Raw genomic sequence first — 16,711 nt, forward strand, 5'->3', positions numbered from 1 at the left:
CGATGCGTGGGTTCTATATTATTTTTGCGAGTCTGGTGGTGATGGGATTGGGCTTTTGGGCCTATCAGGAAAACTACGCCACCCAGAATGTGCTCAGGAAGGTCAGTCATTTGCAACGCGAGATCGGGCATCAGCGCGAAGAGCTTGCTGTGCTCAAAGCGGAGTGGGCCTATCTCAATCGTCCGGAGCGGCTGCGCGATCTGGCAGAAATCAATTTTGACCGATTGGGCCTGTTGCCGTTTCAGCCCGAACAGTTCGGCCGTGTCGATCTGGTGGCCTTCCCGCAAGAGGAAGACCTGATCCTTGAGCTTACGGACGCGGTAGATGTGGTCGGTTCTTTGGAGGCGATCCAACAATGACGATCCGCACGCCACTTCGCCCGCTTGCCCGCATCCTTCAAGCTCGCCAGAAGGGGGAAAACCCCGATGCGATCGAGCGCGAAAACCTGCGTCTGCGCCATGAGGAAATGCGTGACCGTTCCCGCCAGCGTGCCGAGGGGCGGCTTCTGGTTTTGGGGCTGTGTTTCGTCTCCGCTTTTGTTGTCGTCGGTGCGCGGATGGGGCAGGTCTCTGCCTCCGTGCCTGAAGAGCCGCGCGCCGCAGCTTCCGGCACTCCCATTCTGGCGCAGCGTGCCGATATTGTGGACCGCAACGGGCGCATCCTTGCGACCAATCGCGTGACCCACTCGCTCTATGCCCAGCCGCAGGAGATGGTGGACCCGATCCACGCGGCGGAAGAACTGGTACGCATTTTCCCCGATCTGGATCGCGAAAAGCTGATCCGCGACTTCACCGGCAAGCGCAAGTTCCTCTGGATCAAGAAAAAGATCGCGCCGGAACAACAGCAGGCCGTGCATGACATTGGCGAGCCGGGGCTGTTGTTCGGTCCGCGTGAAGAGCGCCTCTATCCTAACGGCAAGCTGGCCGCGCATGTTCTGGGCGGGACGAAATTCGGCCGCGAAGGCGTGATGAGTGCCGAGATTGTCGGGCAGGCGGGGATCGAGAAAGAGATGGACGCCTATCTGCGCGATCCGTCCAATGGCGACAAGCCGCTGCAACTCTCCATCGACATGACCGTGCAGACGACAGTGCGTGAGGTTCTGTCGGGCGGGATGCGGATGCTCAACGCTAAAGGCGCCGCAGCCGTGATGATGGATGCCAACACGGGCGAGATCATTTCGCTGGTCTCCCTGCCGGATTTTGATCCGAACTCGCGCCCGAAATATTTCGAAGGCAAGGACCCGAGCGACAATCCGCGCTTCAACCGTGCAGTGCAGGGCGTCTATGAGCTTGGCTCGACCTTCAAGATTTTTGCCGCCGCGCAAGCGATGGAGCTAGGGATTGCGAACCCGTCAACCCTGATTCCGGCCACGCCGCCGTTCCGCTGGGGCAAGTTTTCGATTGGTGAGTTCGAGGGACACAACTACGGCCCCGAGTTGAGCCTGACGGGGATGATCGTCAAATCCTCCAACGTGGCAACCGCCCATGTGGCGCAGCAAATCGGTGTGGAGCGCCAGCAGGCCTTCCTGAAATCTCTGGGCTTTTTCGAGCCGGTGCCGGTGGAATTGTCGGAAGCGCCATCGGGTAAGCCGCTCCTGCCGCCGCATTGGTCGGAGCTTTCCACGCTCACCATCGGCTACGGGCACGGGCTGTCTGCTTCGCCTTTGCATCTGGCAACCGCCTATGCATCGCTGCTCAATGGCGGGACACGGGTGACACCGACCCTGATCAAACGAGATGGATATGTGCCCAAAGGCCCGCGTGTGGTGCGCGAAGATGTCTCGAAAGCGGCCCGCACAATGCTGCGCGCCGTGGTGGGAGGCCCGGGTGGGACCGCGTCTTTTGCCGAAGTGCCGGGCTATAAAGTCGGCGGCAAGACGGGGACAGCGGACAAGCCGAAGCCGACCGGCGGCTATTATGATGACAAGACCATCAACACATTCGCCTCCATCTTTCCGGCGGATGATCCGAAATATGTGCTGATCGTTACGCTTGACGAGGCGGTGGAAACCTCCGGAAGAAAGCCGCGCCGCACTGCGGGCTGGACCGCCGTTCCGGTCGCCGGAGAGGTGATCCGCCGCACTGCGCCGCTTCTGGGATTGCGACCCGAGATTGAATCCCCCTCCCAAGCTGCTGTAACACTGACCGCAACACAGTAACCGAATGACAAGAGGCGCGGTCATGATGAAATCTCTATCCGAACTGGGATTGACCGCGCAAAGCGGTGGCGAGGCCAGAAACAGGACGCGGATCACAGGTCTGTCGGTGGACAGCCGTCGGGTTGAGCCGGGGCATCTGTTCGCGGCCTTGCCGGGCGCACATGCGCATGGGGCCGAATTTGTCCCGATGGCTTTGACGATGGGCGCGACTGCCATTCTCACCGATCCCGAAGGCGCACGTCTGGCCGCTGAGGCCATTGCCGAACATGACCCTGCGCTTGTTGTGGTGGAAGACCCGCGTCAGGCTTTGGCTTATGCCGCCGCGCTGTTCTTCGGTGCGCAGCCGGAGGTTATGGTCGCGGTCACAGGCACCAATGGCAAAACCTCCGTTGCGACTTTCACCCGCCAGATCTGGCAGCTTCTGGGCGCACGCGCGATCAATATTGGCACCACCGGCGTCGAAGGCGACTGGCAGGCCCCAAGCCCGCACACCACGCCGGAGCCGATCACGCTGCATGGGATGTTGTCGCGGGCGGCCAAGGCCGGTGTGACCCATGGCGCGATGGAGGCCAGTTCGCACGGTCTCGCCCAGCGTCGTCTTGACGGGGTCGAACTGACCGCCGCCGCCTTCACCAATTTCACGCAGGACCATCTGGATTACCACGCCACTTTCGAGGCCTATTTTGCCGCCAAAGCGGGGCTGTTCACCCGTGTGCTTGCCGAGGACGGTGTGGCGGTGGTCAATATCGACGATGCCAAGGGCATGGAGATCGAAGGGCTTTGCGCCGAGCGTGGCATTGATGTGATGCGGGTCGGGCGTTCGGATGCGTCCGATTTGCGGGTCGTGGCGCAGCGCTTTGATCCGACAGGGCAGAACCTGCGCGTTGATTTCGTCGGCAACATCTATCAAATCCGCCTTGATCTGATTGGTGGATTTCAGGCTGAAAACGTCATGGCCGCCGCTGGGCTGGTGATGGCTTGCGGGGCCGATCCGGAAGAAGTGTTCTCCTGTCTGCCCGAACTGGTCGGCGTGCGTGGCCGGATGCAACATGCCGCCACGCGGGGCAATGGCGCGACGGTCTTTGTGGATTATGCCCATACGCCCGATGCTGTTGCCACTGCGATCAAGGCGCTCAGACCGCATGTCATGGGCCGTGTTGTCGCCATCGTCGGCGCAGGCGGGGATCGGGACAAGACCAAACGCCCCTTGATGGGGCAGGCGGCGGCGGAGAATGCCGATTTGGTGATCGTCACTGACGACAACCCGCGTTCCGAAGATCCGGCGGCCATTCGCGCCGAAGTCTTGGCGGGCGCGCCCGAAGCGATCGAGGTGGGGGACCGCGCCGAGGCGATCTTGCGCGGGGTTGATGCGCTGCAACCGGGGGATGCCTTGCTCATTTGCGGCAAGGGGCACGAGAGCGGCCAGATTGTCGGAGACAATGTCTACCCGTTTGACGATGTGGAACAGGCCTCTATGGCGGTGTCCGCGCTGGACGGAGCGGTGTGATGGCGCTTTGGACTTCAGAGGCGGCGGCACAGGCCACCGGCGGGCGCGCGACGCAAGCCTTCGAAATCAATGGCGTGTCGATCGATACGCGCACGATCCGTCCGGGGGATTTGTTCGTGGCGCTCAAAGATGTGCGCGATGGCCATGACTTTGTGGCGCAGGCTTTGGAAAAAGGCGCTGCGGCGGCACTGGTTTCGCGTATTCCCGAAGGCGTGCCCGAAGATGCGCCCTTGCTGGTGGTGGAAGACGTGCTGCCCGCTTTGGAGCGTCTGGGGGCCGCCGCGAGGGAACGTGTGCAGGGCAAGGTGATCGGGGTCACAGGTTCGGTCGGCAAAACATCGACCAAGGAAATGCTGCGCGCGATTTTGAGCCGGCAGGGCAAGACCCATGCCGCCGAAGCCAGTTACAACAATCACTGGGGCGTGCCTCTGACACTTGCTCGGATGCCGCAAGACACGGAATTCGCGGTGATCGAGATCGGCATGAACCACCCCGGAGAAATCGCGCCTCTGGCTCGTCTGGCGCGTCCCGATGTGGCGATGATCACCACCGTGGCGCCCGCCCATATGGCCGCCTTCGAGAGCCTGGCTGGCATTGCGCGTGAAAAGGCCGATATTTTCAAAGGGCTGACCGAGGCCGGTGTGGCCGTGTTCAATGGCGATCTGGATGTCAGCGATCTTCTCGCACAGGCGTGGGACGGTGAGACGCTGCGCTTTGGCGAGGATGAGGCCTGCACGGCGCGGCTTTTGTCGGTCGAGCTTGAGGATGGCCGGACACGCGGCGAGGCCGTGATCGATACGGAGCATTACGATTTTGCGCTCTCTACGGCGGGCCGGCATTTCGCGGCCAATGCTGTGGGCTGTCTGGCCGTGGTCTATGCGCTCGGCGGGGATGTGGCGCAGGCGGCGGCTGATCTGGCGCTTTGGGCCCCGCCGGAGGGCCGTGGCGCGCGCGAGACCGTGACATTGCCCGTGGGCGCGCCGGTCGAATTGATTGATGATGCCTTCAACGCCAATCCGACCTCGATGAGTGCTGCGCTGGAAGTTCTGGCGAAGGCCGAACCGCAGGGCACTGGCCGCAGGATTGCCATTCTGGGCGATATGCTGGAGCTGGGCGAAAAAGAGACCGCGATCCACGGAGGTCTGGCCGCATTGCCGTGGTTTGCTGCACTGGACGCTGTGCATTGCGTCGGCCCTTTGATGCGTTCGCTTTATGATGTCTTGCCCGAAGACCGTCGCGGCACATGGTTCGAGACCGCCCAAGAGGCCGTTCCAGTCCTGTCGAGTCTGGTCGGTCCGGGAGATGTGGTGCTTGTGAAGGGCTCCAAAGGGTCTAAGGTCAGCCTTCTGGTTGACGAAATCCGCAAATTGGGACAAGCGCATCCCGCATAAGACGCGCACAAGAAAAAGGATAAAGGTGAGCAGATGTTATATTGGATTTCGGGCCTGTCTGATGGGGGCGATTTTTTCAACCTGTTTCGCTATATCACCATGCGCTCTGGCGGCGCGTTTTTCACGGCTCTGATCTTCGCGATGTTCTTCGGACGTCCGCTGATCAACATGCTGCGCCGGCGTCAGGGCAAGGGGCAGCCGATCCGAGACGATGGCCCCGAGTCCCATTTCGCAAAAGCAGGCACGCCGACGATGGGTGGGCTTCTGATCCTGACCGCATTGCTGATCTCGACCCTGCTCTGGGCGCGGCTCGACAATGCCTATGTCTGGATCGTGATGTTTGTGACCTTCGGCTACGGGCTGATCGGGTTTGCCGATGACTATGCCAAGGTCTCGAAAGCCAATACCAAAGGTGTGTCCAGCCGCGTGCGCCTGCTTCTGGGCTTTGTGATTGCCTTGGTCGCCTCTGTCTGGGCCTCGATGGTGCATCCTGCCGAGTTGCAATTCCAGCTGGCGCTGCCGGTGTTCAAGGATCTGCTGATCAATCTGTGGTGGTTCTTTATCCCCTTCGCCATGATCGTCATTGTCGGTGCGGCCAATGCGGTGAACCTGACGGACGGTCTCGACGGGCTGGCGATTATGCCGGTGATGATCGCGGCGGGCACGCTGGGCGCGATTGCCTATGTCGTGGGACGTGTGGACTTCACCAACTATCTCGGACTGCATTATGTGCCGGGGACGGGGGAAATCCTCGTCTTTACCGCCGCGCTCATTGGCGGAGGGCTCGGTTTTTTGTGGTTCAACGCCCCGCCTGCGGCTGTGTTCATGGGCGACACCGGATCGCTGGCCTTGGGCGGCGCTTTGGGGGCGATTGCCGTGGCCACGAAACACGAGATCGTTCTGGCCATTGTTGGCGGGCTGTTTGTGGTCGAAGCGCTCTCTGTCATCATTCAGGTGCTTTATTTCAAACGCACGGGCAAACGCGTGTTCCTGATGGCGCCGATCCACCACCATTACGAGAAAAAGGGCTGGTCCGAGCCGACCATTGTGATCCGGTTCTGGATTATTTCTCTGGTGCTGGCGCTCATTGGTCTGGCGACGTTGAAACTGCGCTAAAAGGGAAGGGGGCCGTGGCCCCCTTTTTGAGTATTTGGACAGCAAAGGAGCGGATCGGGATGATCCCTGTTCTTGGATACGAAGGTAAGAAAGTCGCTGTTTTGGGGCTTGGTCGCTCGGGACTTGCAACCGCGCGGGCGCTGGAGGCCGGCGGCGCAGAGGCGTTGTGTTGGGATGATAGCGTCGAGGCGCGGGAGCGGGCGGAGGCGGACGGGGTTCTGATCCACGACCTGCACAAGGCCGATGCTTTCGCAGGCGTGTCCTGCCTTGTGGTCTCTCCCGGTATTCCGCATCTCTATCCCGAGCCGAACAAGCTCATCGCACGGGCTTGGGAAGAAGGCGTGCCGGTGGACAATGACATCGGGTTGTTTTTCCGCTCTCTGGGGCAGGGCGACTGGATGGAGCACGATACGCCGCCGCGGGTGATTGCGGTGACGGGGTCCAATGGCAAATCGACGACATCGGCGCTTATCCATCATATTTTCGAGGAAAACGGAACGCCGTGCCAGTTGGCGGGCAATATCGGGCGCGGGGTTCTGGATATTGAGGAGCCTCTGGACGGGGAAGTGATCGTGTTGGAGCTTTCCAGCTACCAGACCGACCTTGCACGGGCTTTGACGCCGGATGTGGCGGTGTTTACCAATCTCTCGCCGGACCATCTCGACCGTCACGGCGGGATGGGCGGCTATTTCGCCGCCAAGCGCAGGCTCTTTGCCGAAGGCGGGCCGGATCGTGCGGTGATCGGCGTGGATGAGAAAGAGGGGCGCTATCTCGCCAATCAACTGGTCGAAAACCCTGAAGACCTGCGGCTTATTCGGGTGTCTTCGGGGCAGAAGCTCTCCGGTCCCGGCTGGAACATCTTTGCGCGCAAGGGCTTCCTGTCCGAGTATCGCAAGGGCAAGCAGGCCGCCTCAATCGATCTGCGCGATATGGTCGGACTGCCCGGAGCCCATAACCATCAAAACGCCTGTGCCGCCTATGCGGCTGCGAGGGCGCTGAATCTGTCGCCACGCGTGATTGAGGGTGCGTTGCGCAGTTTCAAAGGGCTGCCGCACCGGTCACAGCTTGTGCGTGAACGCAATGGTGTGCGTTATGTGAATGACTCGAAAGCCACCAATGTCGATGCCGCAGCCAAAGCGTTGCAGGCATTCCCGCGTATCCGGTGGATTGCAGGCGGGCTAGGCAAGGAGGGCGGGATCGAAGCGTTGCAGCCGCATCTCGGATCGGTTGCGAAAGCCTATCTGATCGGTTTTTCGGCGCGCGACTTTGCGCTTCAGATCGGCGATACGCCCTACGAGATTTGCGAGACGATGGAGGTCGCCGTTACCAAAGCTGCGGCAGAGGCCGAGGAGGGCGACACGGTGTTGCTCGCCCCCGCCGCCGCCTCGTTTGACCAGTTCCCGAATTTCGAGAAACGTGGCGAGGCCTTTTCGGCGGAGGTCGAGAAGCTGGATTAAGGCGTTTCGTGCAGCGCGTTAAATCCAGCCGAGCAAGACCCACCAGAAATAGTCGAGCGGGATAAAGACCAGAAAGGTCAGAGCCGCCAGAGAGAGCGTCGTCTTCATCAGGTGACGCGTGCTTTCGCCCGCAAGCCCCATCGCGACGATGAGCGGGCCGACCTGATAGGGGAAGATCACGGTCGAAAAACCGATGACCTGTGTCATCAGAACGGTTTCCGTCGAGAACCCCGTGGCTTGCGACAGTTCTTCGGTCAACGGGGTCAGCACGGCGGGCACGCCGGGCATGGTGGTGAAGACGGATGTCAGCGCGCCCAAGGTCGAGAGCGAATAGAAGTTGAGAAAGTCGCGTCCTTCGGACAGGGGCAGGGCACCCACGACCTGATGGGCGATGATCGTGCCGAGGCCGGAGTTGTTGACCACCGCCCCCACGGCCAGTGCGCCACCGACAAACATCAGCATGCCGAAATCGACAGCGCCCTTGAACACAGGCGGCGGGACAAGCCCCAGACGCGGGACCAGCAACACCAGCGTCGTGGCAAGGCCGATCCATGCGGCGTTGATATGGTGGAGTTGGTCCGTGGCCCAGAAACCGATGGTCACAAGCAGGATGCCCATAAGGATGAATTGCTTGCGCGAGGAAGACGGGGTTTCCTGTGTGGTCTCGACCGGCTTCGGCGTGATCGTGGCCGGAAAGAAATACAGCGTCAGAGCGACCAGCGCGACGGATTTGAGAATGCCCAGCACTGGATAATGCAAGAGCAGATAGTCGGCATAGGAAAACTCGACGCCGAGAATCTTGTCGGCCATGCCCGAGAGCACGATGTTGGGAATGTTCGACGGCAGGATCGCAAAGCTCGGCATATTGGTCCCGAAAGCGATGATGACGGCAACGCCGATCCGGCCCTTGGAGCCTTTCTCAAGGCCCAGCATGTTCGCGAGCGCCATGCCCACGGGCACCAGAACGGCGGAGCGTCCCAGCGAGGAGGGCATGACAAAGCCCAAGCCCATGCCGATCACCATCAACCCGCCGATCAGCATCGGATAGCTTTTGGACAGATGCGGGCGGGCCACCTCGCCGATCTTTGCGCCAAGCCCCGAATGGGTGATCGCGGCGCCAATGACGAACCCAGCCACGATCAGCCACATGGCGGTGGAGGTGAAGCCGGAGAATACGGTTTCCGGCGTGGAGAGGTTCATCAAAAGCAGCGCAGTGAAAAAGAACAGGGAGGCGAGATAGCCCGGCACCAGCCCCGTGGCCCAAAGCCCCAGTGTCACAAGCACGATGGCAAAGATCAGGGCCTGCGGTGCGGTGAAGATGGCCGGAACGGTGATGGCGATGGCCAGAGCGATGAGGGTGATGGCCGTGATGACGGCCTCGCGGAAGTAGGTCATGGAATGTCCTGCGTTTTGACGGCTTTGCCCGCGTGGCGAATGGCGTGCGGTCCTTGAGTGAAGATGTAGTCAAAGACTCGGAAATGTGATAGAGCGACATTATGCCAAAACATGTCGAATACCTGCCAAATCCCGATGCGCCGCCCACACGGATCGGGTTCGATCTGAGCCCCGGTCGTCCTGTGGTCGCACGGCAGGAGGCGCTTGAGCGCGGATATGCGGTCGCGCCACATAGTCATCCGCGTGCGCAACTGGCCATGAGTTACAACGGGGTGATGCGGATGCAGGCGGGAGAGGATGTCTGGATCATCCCGCACAAACACGCGATCTGGATCCCCTCTGATGTGATGCATCAACTCAGCTCGCCCTCGTCGGTGCTCACCCATCACCTCTATGTCGCACCGCCCTATGTGAACCGTGCGGGTCTGCCGCAAGAGGTTACGGTTCTGCGCACCTCGCCGTTACTTAGAGGGGTGGTGGAACGCATGGTGGATGGCAGCCTGTGCAAGCCGGAAATGCGGCGGCTGGCTTGGGTGGCTTTGGATGAAATCGGGCGGCTGAAACCTGCGGCGATGCACCTGCCGGGCGGGCGTGATCCGCGACTGATCAAGGCGATGGGGATTTTCCTGCGCCATCCCGAAGAGCGGCGGGGGCTGGCCGAGATCGCCCATGAGGTCGGCACGTCCGAGCGCACGTTGGCGCGGCTGTTTGTGGCGGAAACCGGCAAGACCTTCCGTGACTGGCGGGCGCGGCGGCGAATCCTCTTCGCGCTGGAGCGGCTGGAGCAGGGCGACAGCAGCACGAAACTGGCCGCACAGCTTGGCTATTCCAGCCCCTCGGCGTTTATCGCCGCGTTCAAGCGAGACTTGGGCGCACCGCCCTCCGCGTTTCGGTGAGCTTCGTGCAGCCACGGGACAAGATGTCACAGGAGTAAGAACCCCGCGATATATGCGGCCGCTTGGCATGGGTATGGAAGGGGAGGATTGGAGCGGGCGGCGGGAATCGAACCCGCGTCATTAGCTTGGAAGGCTAAGGTCTTACCACTACACAACGCCCGCGCAGTGGACCCGTATTTAGGCGATGGAGTTTGGGGCGTCAAGTGGCCTTCCTGCCAATCTGGAAATGGGATATGTTGAAACCTGCCGATCACGGTTTTTGGAGCCGTCTTGACACGGATCAAATTTCCGAGTGAAAAGCTCAAGTAAAGACGGACCATCCGTTCCGTTCCATCGAAAGCCAACCGTCCATGACTTCCAAATTGCATGTTTCCGCTCTTGCCTGCCTTGCGCTGCTCTCGGCTCCGGCGCTCTGGGCGGAGGACCTCGCCACGCTTGAAGACCTCGGAGAGGCGTTGTTCTTTGATGTGAACCTGTCGCAGAATCGCACGCAGTCCTGCGCCACCTGTCACGATCCGGAATACGGATTCGCCGATCCGCGTGGCATGGCCTCTCCGGGGGATGACGGGGTGTCTTTGGGTGATCGCAACGCGCCGACCGCGAGCTATGCCCATTTCGCCCCGATGTTTCAAAAGCGCGAGGATGGCACCTATGTCGGGGGCCAGTTCCTTGACGGGCGTGCGGCGACCCTTGCGGATCAGGCGGGCGGGCCACCTGTGAACCCGATTGAAATGGGGATGCCCGATGCCGCCTCCGTCGTGGCGCGGCTGGAGGAAAATCCGGCCTATGTTGTGGCATTCAAAGACTTGTTCGGGGAGCGTGTCTTTTCCGATCCGGACGAGGCCTATGCCGCGATGACCAAAGCGATTGCTGCTTTCGAAGAGACTGACCTGTTCTCGCCGTTTGATAGCAAATACGACCGCTATCTGGGCGGGGAGGTGGAGTTGACGCGTCAGGAGCTTCTGGGCGAGACGCTGTTTTTCTCGCAGCAGTTCACCAACTGTAACCTCTGCCACCAGTTGAAACCACAGGCGGGGTCGGAAGGCGAGACCTTCACCAATTACGAATATCACAACATCGGCGTGCCGGAGAATGTCGATCTGCGCGAAATGAATGGCGTGGGGCCGGGGGCGCCCGATCTCGGACTGGCGCAAAATGACATGGTGTCAGAGACCGCAGGGCTTGAGGGCAAATTCAAGGTGCCGACACTCAGAAATGTCGCCGTGACCGCGCCCTATATGCACAACGGTATTTTTCAGGATCTGCGCACGGTTGTCCTGTTTTACAACACCTACAACACGAAGTCCGAAGCGCGGATGATCAATCCGGAGACGGGGGAACCGTTCGGCCCGCCAGAAGTGGCGGAGAACCTGTCGCTGGAAGAGCTGGAAACAGGACCGGCATTCGAGGATCGGGACATTGATGCGCTGGTGGCGTTCATGAAAACGCTGACGGATGCACGTTACGAGCATTTGCTCGATGAGTGAGGGCGCGGGCGCTTGCGTCTCCGGCCCTGAGAGCTCTAATCCAGTGAACGCGCAGTGATGGCCTCGGCCACCTCATCGGCGGTCTTGAGGGTGCGAACCACCAAAGGCACCACAAGCGCCAGCATGTTGCGGTCTAGACCTCGGGCGCGTTGGGCTTCGCGCACCTCGTCGAACTGGGCGCGGATCATCGGGATGAACCGCCAGACAAGCGAGATGGCCAGCGCGATTTTCGCCTTGGGCACCCAAGAGGGCGCGCGGGAGAGGAGTGCAAGAAGCCCTTCGGTAAACTCGCTGGCCCGTGTGGTGTAGGTCACCAATGCGGCAGCCATAAGCAAGGCGGCAAGGCGCAGCGTGACGTAGATCGCCAGCCAGAGTGTTTCGAGCCAAAGCTGGGCCGCGAAAATGATCGCCAGAACAAAGAAGGCCGGACGGATGGCGGTGTAGGCAGCGCGAGGGCCGAGACCCGCAACAGCATAGCCAAGCGCGACCGTCGTAAGGCCGAGGGCAAGCATCACAGGGTGCGTGACGACGAACAGGATCGTGCAAAAGAGAAAGAGCAGCACCAGTTTCCACGCGGGGTGGGCGCGATGCAGCGGGCTGTCGCCGGAGATATAGAGATCCGTCAGCATCCGATCAAATCTCGCACAGGGTGCGATAGGCGGGGATCACTTCTTCGGGGCGTCCGTCGGCATGGATGCGCCCGTCTGCAATATGTAGGATGCGGTCGAACCCCGCGAGCAGGTCAAGATCATGCGACACCACCACAGTGGGCTGGGGCAGGGTGGCAAGGGTGCGCATGAACTGCATCTTGTTGCGCAGGTCCAGAAGCGTTGTCGGCTCGTCAAAACAGATCAGATCGGGCTTTGTCACCAGAACCCCCGCGAGGGCAACCATCTGTTTCTCGCCGCCGGAAAGCTGATGCGTCAGGCGGTCGCGCAAATGGGTGAGCGAGAGATCACGGAGCACGCGCTCGATACGCTCCGTCACCTCCGCTTTTGGCAGTTTGCGGGACTTGAGACCGAAGGCGAGGTCCTCTTCGACCATCGGGTAAACGATCTGGTTGTCGGGGTTCTGGAACATGAACCCGACATGGCGGCGCAGATCGTCCGTGGTGTCGCCAAACCGCACCGTGCCCGAAGAGGGGGTCTCCAACCCGTTGAACAGGCGCAGAAAGGTGCTTTTGCCCGACCCGTTGTTGCCGATCACGCCGATGCGATGCTCGGTCAGGTCCAAAGTGATCTCGGACAGGATCTCCCGCGCGGCTTTGGTCACGCAGACCCTGTCAAAGCGCATTCCCATGGATCAGGCGGCCCCGTTGGTCTGGCCGATGATCGGGTAGGATTTCTTCACCGTCACCATCACGGCAGCGGAGATCAGGGCTTTGACAATGTCACCGGGGATGAAGGCCACAGAGCCCATGAAGGCTTTGGAAAGTGGCACACCGGCCACAAGGGAGATGCCGGGGATGCCGATGGCATACATGACAACGATACCGCCCGTGACGCAGATCAATGTGGCCGAGACAAAGGACAGCCCGTCCCAGAATTTCTCGGTCATCCAGCCGATCGCGAAAGCGGCTACCAGCCAGCCCAGAAGAAAGCCCGCTGTCGGGCCGAAGAAGACGGACAGCCCGCCGCGCCCGCCGGAGAGAAGCGGCAGGCCCATGGCGACCAGCACGAGCAGCAGCAGGATGGCCAGCCCCCCGCGCTTTGCTCCGAGAATACCACCTGCGAGCATCACGCCCAACGACTGCGCGGTGATCGGCACAGGCAGCAGCGGCAGCGTCACCGGCGGGAAGATTGCCATCACGGCGGTGAGGGCGGCAAACAGGGCAATCAGGGTGATGTCGCGTGTGGTCATGAGGAGTTCTCCAAAGGGCACCGTTCATATGGGCCGTTTCTTTGGGATGGAGTGATAGGACTATCTTCGCACGATGGTAAAGCCCTTTTGGGTTTGCGGCGGCTTTGCTTTGCAAATCTGCGGAAAAACTCTGCAAACCACCGCATCACGGCTAAGGCCTGCAAAGTCTCTCAGCGCCCGATGCGCCGCGCTGCGATAAAGCTCAGGGCGGAGAGCACGCCAGCGGTGGCCAGACAGAGGGACAATCCGCCGATCTGGTAGGACAGGCCCGACAGCAATGTGCCCAAAAGCCGACCGGCGGCATTGGCCATGTAGTAAAAGCCCACATCCATCGTCACCCGCTCATCGCCGGAAAAGGCCAGAATGAGATAGGAATGGACCGAAGAGTTCACCGCAAAGACAAAGCCGAAGAGCAACAGCCCCGCGACCAGCGAGAGGGTCAGCCACAGTGTCGGTGCCCCCGCGATCAGGGCGAGCGCGGCCAGAGCAAAGGGGATGGGGGTCAGAAGCCCCACCCATTTCACCGCCATTGCCGTGCCCGCTGCGTCATCTCCGGCCGCACCTTTGAGAAAGCGCGGCGCGATGCCTTGAACAAAGCCATAGCCGATGATCCACGCGGCCATGAAGGCCCCGACGATGAAGAATGCGCGTTGCGCGCCCTCTGGCGTGCCATCGGAGAAGATTGCTTTGAAATAGATCGGGATGCCGACCACGAACCAGACATCACGCGCGCCAAAGAGGAACATGCGGGCGAGCGACAACTGGTTGATCCGGCGATCCTTGGACCAGATCGCGGAAATCTTGGTGCCCTTTTTGCCGGTGGGAAGCCCTTTGGGCATGAATATCGCGACGGCCACAAGGATGGCGATCAGGACCATTGCCATGCCCCAGACTGCCGCTTTGAACCCCGCCAAGGCCAGCAAGGCCGCGCCGAGGAAAAAGCCGAAGCCCTTGACTGCGTTTTTCGATCCGGTCAGCACGGCGACCCATTTGAACAGGCTGCCGTCGCCTTTCGGGGCAAGGATCTTGACCGCCGATTTGGACGACATTTTCGCCAGATCCTTCGCCACGCCGGAGGCCCCTTGCACGGCCATGACATAGATGACGGAGGCCGAGACCGACCACGCGGGATCAAGCCCCGCAAGCGCGACCAAGGCGCCGATCTGGATGAGAAGTCCCGCGTAAAGCGTTGAGGTCAAACCAAAACGCGCGGCAAGCCAGCCGGCGGAGAGGTTGGTCACGATGCCTGCGATTTCGTAGAAGAGGAACAGATAGGCCAACTGAATGGGGGTGAACCCCAAGCCGTTGAAATGCAGCAGGACCAGCATCCGCAATGCACCGTCCGAGAGCATAAAGGCCCAATAGGCCGCCGTCACGGCCATATAGGCGCGCAGGGGATTGCCCTCCGGCGCGCTGTTCGGCGTGCTCGCGGTGCTGTCCATGCCAGATGCCATCACATTGCCTCCGCAACCATCCGCGCGACATCGGCCAGACGGCAGGCATAGCCCCATTCATTGTCATACCATGCGTAGATTTTCACCTGTGTGCCATTCACCACCATGGTCGATCCCGCATCCACAATGGAACTGCGCGGGTCGTTGATATAGTCGCAGGACACAAGCGGGCGGGTTTCATAGCCCAGAATGCCCTTGAGATCGCCTTCGGAGGCCGCTTTGAACAAGGCGTTGACCTCCTCTGCGGTGGTCTCGCGGTTTACTTCGAACACGCAATCGGTCAGCGAGGCATTGAGCAGGGGCACACGCACCGCATGGCCGTTCAGCTTGCCTGTGAGTTCGGGGTAGATCAGCGTGATCGCCGTGGCTGATCCGGTGGTGGTCGGGATCAGGTTGGTCAGCGCAGAACGTGCACGGCGCATGTCTTTGGCGGGGCGGTCCACGATGGTTTGCGTGTTGGTCACGTCATGGATCGTGGTGATCGAGCCGTGTTTGATGCCGAGATTTTCGTGGATCACCTTGACCACCGGCGCGAGGCAGTTGGTGGTGCAGGAGGCGGCTGTGACCAGATCATGCGCCTTCGGGTCATAAAGATCGCTGTTCACGCCATAGACCAAGTTCAGCGCACCGCCGTCTTTCACCGGTGCGGACACGACGACCTTTTTGACGCCAGCCTCATAATAGGGCGCGACTTTCGCGGCGGTTTTGAACACACCCGTGCAGTCAATCACCAGATCGACTCCCATCTCGACCAGCGGCAGGTCTTCGATTTTGGCCTGACGTGTGAGGCGCATCTCGGTGCCGTTGACGGTGAGACTGTCCGCCTCGGCGCGGATGTCAGCCGACCAGCGGCCATGCACGGAGTCAAATTCGAGCAAGAGCGCATGTTGCTCCGCGTCTCCGGCCAGATCGTTGATGAGCACAATGTTCTCGCCAAGACCACGATCAAACAGATCACGCAGCGCGAGTTTTCCAATACGGCCAAGGCCATTCAATGCGATTTTGGGCATGTTTGTTCCTTAAACCCTTTTACAGTTTATGTGAGGCACAGGTGGATTGTGGACGGTCCACGACATCAGTGCCTTGTGCGGAGCTCCCCGAAAGCCCGTGGTGGAGGTCTTTCGGGAAATGCTTTAGATCTCAGAAAGATCGTCGATTTTCGCCTGAAGCGACATGCGATCCAGTTTGTCGAGCGGCAGGGCGGTGAAGACCTCGATCCGGCGGCGCAGCGCGTCATAGGCTTTGGCAAAGGCCAGCGCACGTTCGGCTTCGGTGCCTTCGGCCTTGACCGGATCGGGTAGGCCCCAATGCGCGCTCAAAGGCTGCCCGACCCAAGGGGCACATTCCTCGCTCGCCGCCGCATCGCAGACGGTGAAGACAAAGTCGAAGTCCGGCGTGTCGTCGGTTTGATGGATCGAGATGTCTTTGGAATGCAGACCTTCGGTGCTGTGGCCGTTGCGTTCCAGAAGGGCGAGGGTCTGTTCATTAACCGCACCGCTGGGCCGTGTGCCGGCGGAGAAGACATCGAACCGGCCCTTGCCGAGATCGCGCAGGAGGGCTTCGGCCATGATCGAGCGGGCGGAATTGCCGGAACAGAGGAACAGCACCCGATAGGGGCGCGTTGTTGCGTCCGGGAGGGCGCTCAGGCAGGTTTCCGGCCGTCCGCGACAGCAGTCCATGACCAGATAGCTCACCAGCGCGTCACAGTTTTCCATGTTCACGCTATAGAACAGCGATCTGCCATCGCGCGTGGCGTCGATCAGCCCCGCTTGCGTCAGATCGGCCAGATAGCCCGACAGGGTGTTGGGCTTCATGTCGAGGGCATCCGCGATTTCGGTCGGCCGCACGGGGCGCGGCGCAAACCGCATCAACAGGCGAAAGACGGAAAGACGTCCGGCATGGCCGAGAGCGGCAAAGGTGTGCGGGGCGGTGTTCGTGTCGAAGGTCATGGCCGACTCACTTTAATATTTCGATAATTCGTGAATAAAAG

15 protein-coding genes and 1 tRNA gene are annotated in these 16,711 nt (G+C 60.8%); 8 read left to right on the forward strand and 8 right to left on the reverse strand.

Features of this window, described 5'->3' with window-relative positions; all coding sequences use genetic code 11:
- Positions 1 to 2: 2 nt before the first annotated feature.
- The 6 genes from ftsL to murD are packed head-to-tail and all read left to right on the forward strand — an operon-like array spanning position 3 to position 7,629.
- On the forward strand, positions 3 to 359 hold the full coding sequence (gene ftsL, locus KO492_RS06645) for a cell division protein FtsL (protein WP_216044222.1): 357 nt from the start codon (positions 3 to 5) through the stop codon (positions 357 to 359).
- On the forward strand, positions 356 to 2,158 hold the full coding sequence (locus KO492_RS06650; protein ID WP_216044223.1) for a peptidoglycan D,D-transpeptidase FtsI family protein: 1,803 nt from the start codon (positions 356 to 358) through the stop codon (positions 2,156 to 2,158). Before ftsL ends, KO492_RS06650 begins: the two co-directional genes overlap by 4 nt.
- A gap of 22 nt (positions 2,159 to 2,180) precedes the next feature.
- On the forward strand, positions 2,181 to 3,665 hold the full coding sequence (locus KO492_RS06655; RefSeq protein ID WP_252735329.1) for a UDP-N-acetylmuramoyl-L-alanyl-D-glutamate--2,6-diaminopimelate ligase: 1,485 nt from the start codon (positions 2,181 to 2,183) through the stop codon (positions 3,663 to 3,665).
- Positions 3,665 to 5,056, forward strand: coding sequence for a UDP-N-acetylmuramoyl-tripeptide--D-alanyl-D-alanine ligase (locus KO492_RS06660; RefSeq protein ID WP_216044225.1), 1,392 nt, complete (start codon positions 3,665 to 3,667; stop codon positions 5,054 to 5,056). The genes KO492_RS06655 and KO492_RS06660 overlap by 1 nt, the downstream gene beginning before the upstream one ends.
- Positions 5,057 to 5,089: 33 nt before the next feature.
- Positions 5,090 to 6,172: a phospho-N-acetylmuramoyl-pentapeptide-transferase gene (gene mraY, locus KO492_RS06665; protein ID WP_216044226.1), complete on the forward strand. Its 1,083-nt coding sequence runs from the start codon at positions 5,090 to 5,092 to the stop codon at positions 6,170 to 6,172.
- Between the two features lie 59 nt (positions 6,173 to 6,231).
- Entirely contained in the window at positions 6,232 to 7,629 is a 1,398-nt protein-coding gene (gene murD, locus KO492_RS06670; protein WP_216044227.1) for a UDP-N-acetylmuramoyl-L-alanine--D-glutamate ligase, read from the forward strand.
- Between the two features lie 18 nt (positions 7,630 to 7,647).
- On the opposite strand, the gene KO492_RS06675 is transcribed toward murD, so the two are convergent.
- Positions 7,648 to 9,024 (reverse strand): SLC13 family permease, encoded by a 1,377-nt coding sequence (locus KO492_RS06675; protein ID WP_216044228.1) that lies wholly within the window; start codon positions 9,022 to 9,024, stop codon positions 7,648 to 7,650.
- Positions 9,025 to 9,125: 101 nt separating this feature from the next.
- Between KO492_RS06675 and KO492_RS06680 the strand changes: the two genes are divergently transcribed.
- A complete protein-coding gene (locus tag KO492_RS06680) occupies positions 9,126 to 9,920 on the forward strand; it encodes an AraC family transcriptional regulator (RefSeq protein ID WP_216044229.1) in 795 nt (264 codons plus the stop codon).
- An 88-nt stretch (positions 9,921 to 10,008) separates the two neighbouring features.
- Here the strand turns inward: KO492_RS06680 and KO492_RS06685 are convergent.
- Positions 10,009 to 10,082, reverse strand: a tRNA-Gly gene (locus KO492_RS06685).
- A gap of 188 nt (positions 10,083 to 10,270) precedes the next feature.
- Between KO492_RS06685 and KO492_RS06690 the strand changes: the two genes are divergently transcribed.
- Positions 10,271 to 11,407: a cytochrome-c peroxidase gene (locus KO492_RS06690; protein ID WP_216044230.1), complete on the forward strand. Its 1,137-nt coding sequence runs from the start codon at positions 10,271 to 10,273 to the stop codon at positions 11,405 to 11,407.
- A 35-nt stretch (positions 11,408 to 11,442) separates the two neighbouring features.
- Here the strand turns inward: KO492_RS06690 and KO492_RS06695 are convergent, their stop codons facing one another.
- The 6 genes from KO492_RS06695 to KO492_RS06720 all read right to left on the reverse strand — a co-directional run bounded on the left by KO492_RS06695 (position 11,443) and on the right by KO492_RS06720 (position 16,670).
- Positions 11,443 to 12,036 (reverse strand): energy-coupling factor transporter transmembrane component T family protein, encoded by a 594-nt coding sequence (locus tag KO492_RS06695; RefSeq protein ID WP_216044231.1) that lies wholly within the window; start codon positions 12,034 to 12,036, stop codon positions 11,443 to 11,445.
- 4 nt (positions 12,037 to 12,040) lie between these two features.
- The gene (locus tag KO492_RS06700) at positions 12,041 to 12,706 is read right to left on the reverse strand and encodes an energy-coupling factor ABC transporter ATP-binding protein (RefSeq protein ID WP_252735331.1); all 666 of its coding nucleotides are present in this window, start codon (positions 12,704 to 12,706) and stop codon (positions 12,041 to 12,043) included.
- Positions 12,707 to 12,709: 3 nt separating this feature from the next.
- The gene (locus tag KO492_RS06705; RefSeq protein WP_216044232.1) at positions 12,710 to 13,267 is read right to left on the reverse strand and encodes a biotin transporter BioY; all 558 of its coding nucleotides are present in this window, start codon (positions 13,265 to 13,267) and stop codon (positions 12,710 to 12,712) included.
- A gap of 170 nt (positions 13,268 to 13,437) precedes the next feature.
- Positions 13,438 to 14,721: an organoarsenical effux MFS transporter ArsJ gene (gene arsJ / locus KO492_RS06710; protein WP_252735332.1), complete on the reverse strand. Its 1,284-nt coding sequence runs from the start codon at positions 14,719 to 14,721 to the stop codon at positions 13,438 to 13,440.
- Positions 14,721 to 15,731, reverse strand: a complete 1,011-nt coding sequence (locus tag KO492_RS06715; RefSeq protein WP_216044233.1) for an ArsJ-associated glyceraldehyde-3-phosphate dehydrogenase — start codon at positions 15,729 to 15,731, stop codon at positions 14,721 to 14,723. The genes arsJ and KO492_RS06715 overlap by 1 nt, the downstream gene beginning before the upstream one ends.
- Positions 15,732 to 15,854: 123 nt before the next feature.
- Positions 15,855 to 16,670 carry a helix-turn-helix domain-containing protein gene (locus tag KO492_RS06720; RefSeq protein WP_216044234.1) on the reverse strand — a complete coding sequence of 272 codons (816 nt, stop codon included), beginning with the start codon at positions 16,668 to 16,670 and terminating at the stop codon, positions 15,855 to 15,857.
- Positions 16,671 to 16,711: the final 41 nt, after the last annotated feature.

The sequence above is a fragment of the Celeribacter halophilus genome (assembly GCF_018860305.1).
Taxonomy (GTDB): domain Bacteria; phylum Pseudomonadota; class Alphaproteobacteria; order Rhodobacterales; family Rhodobacteraceae; genus Celeribacter; species Celeribacter halophilus_A.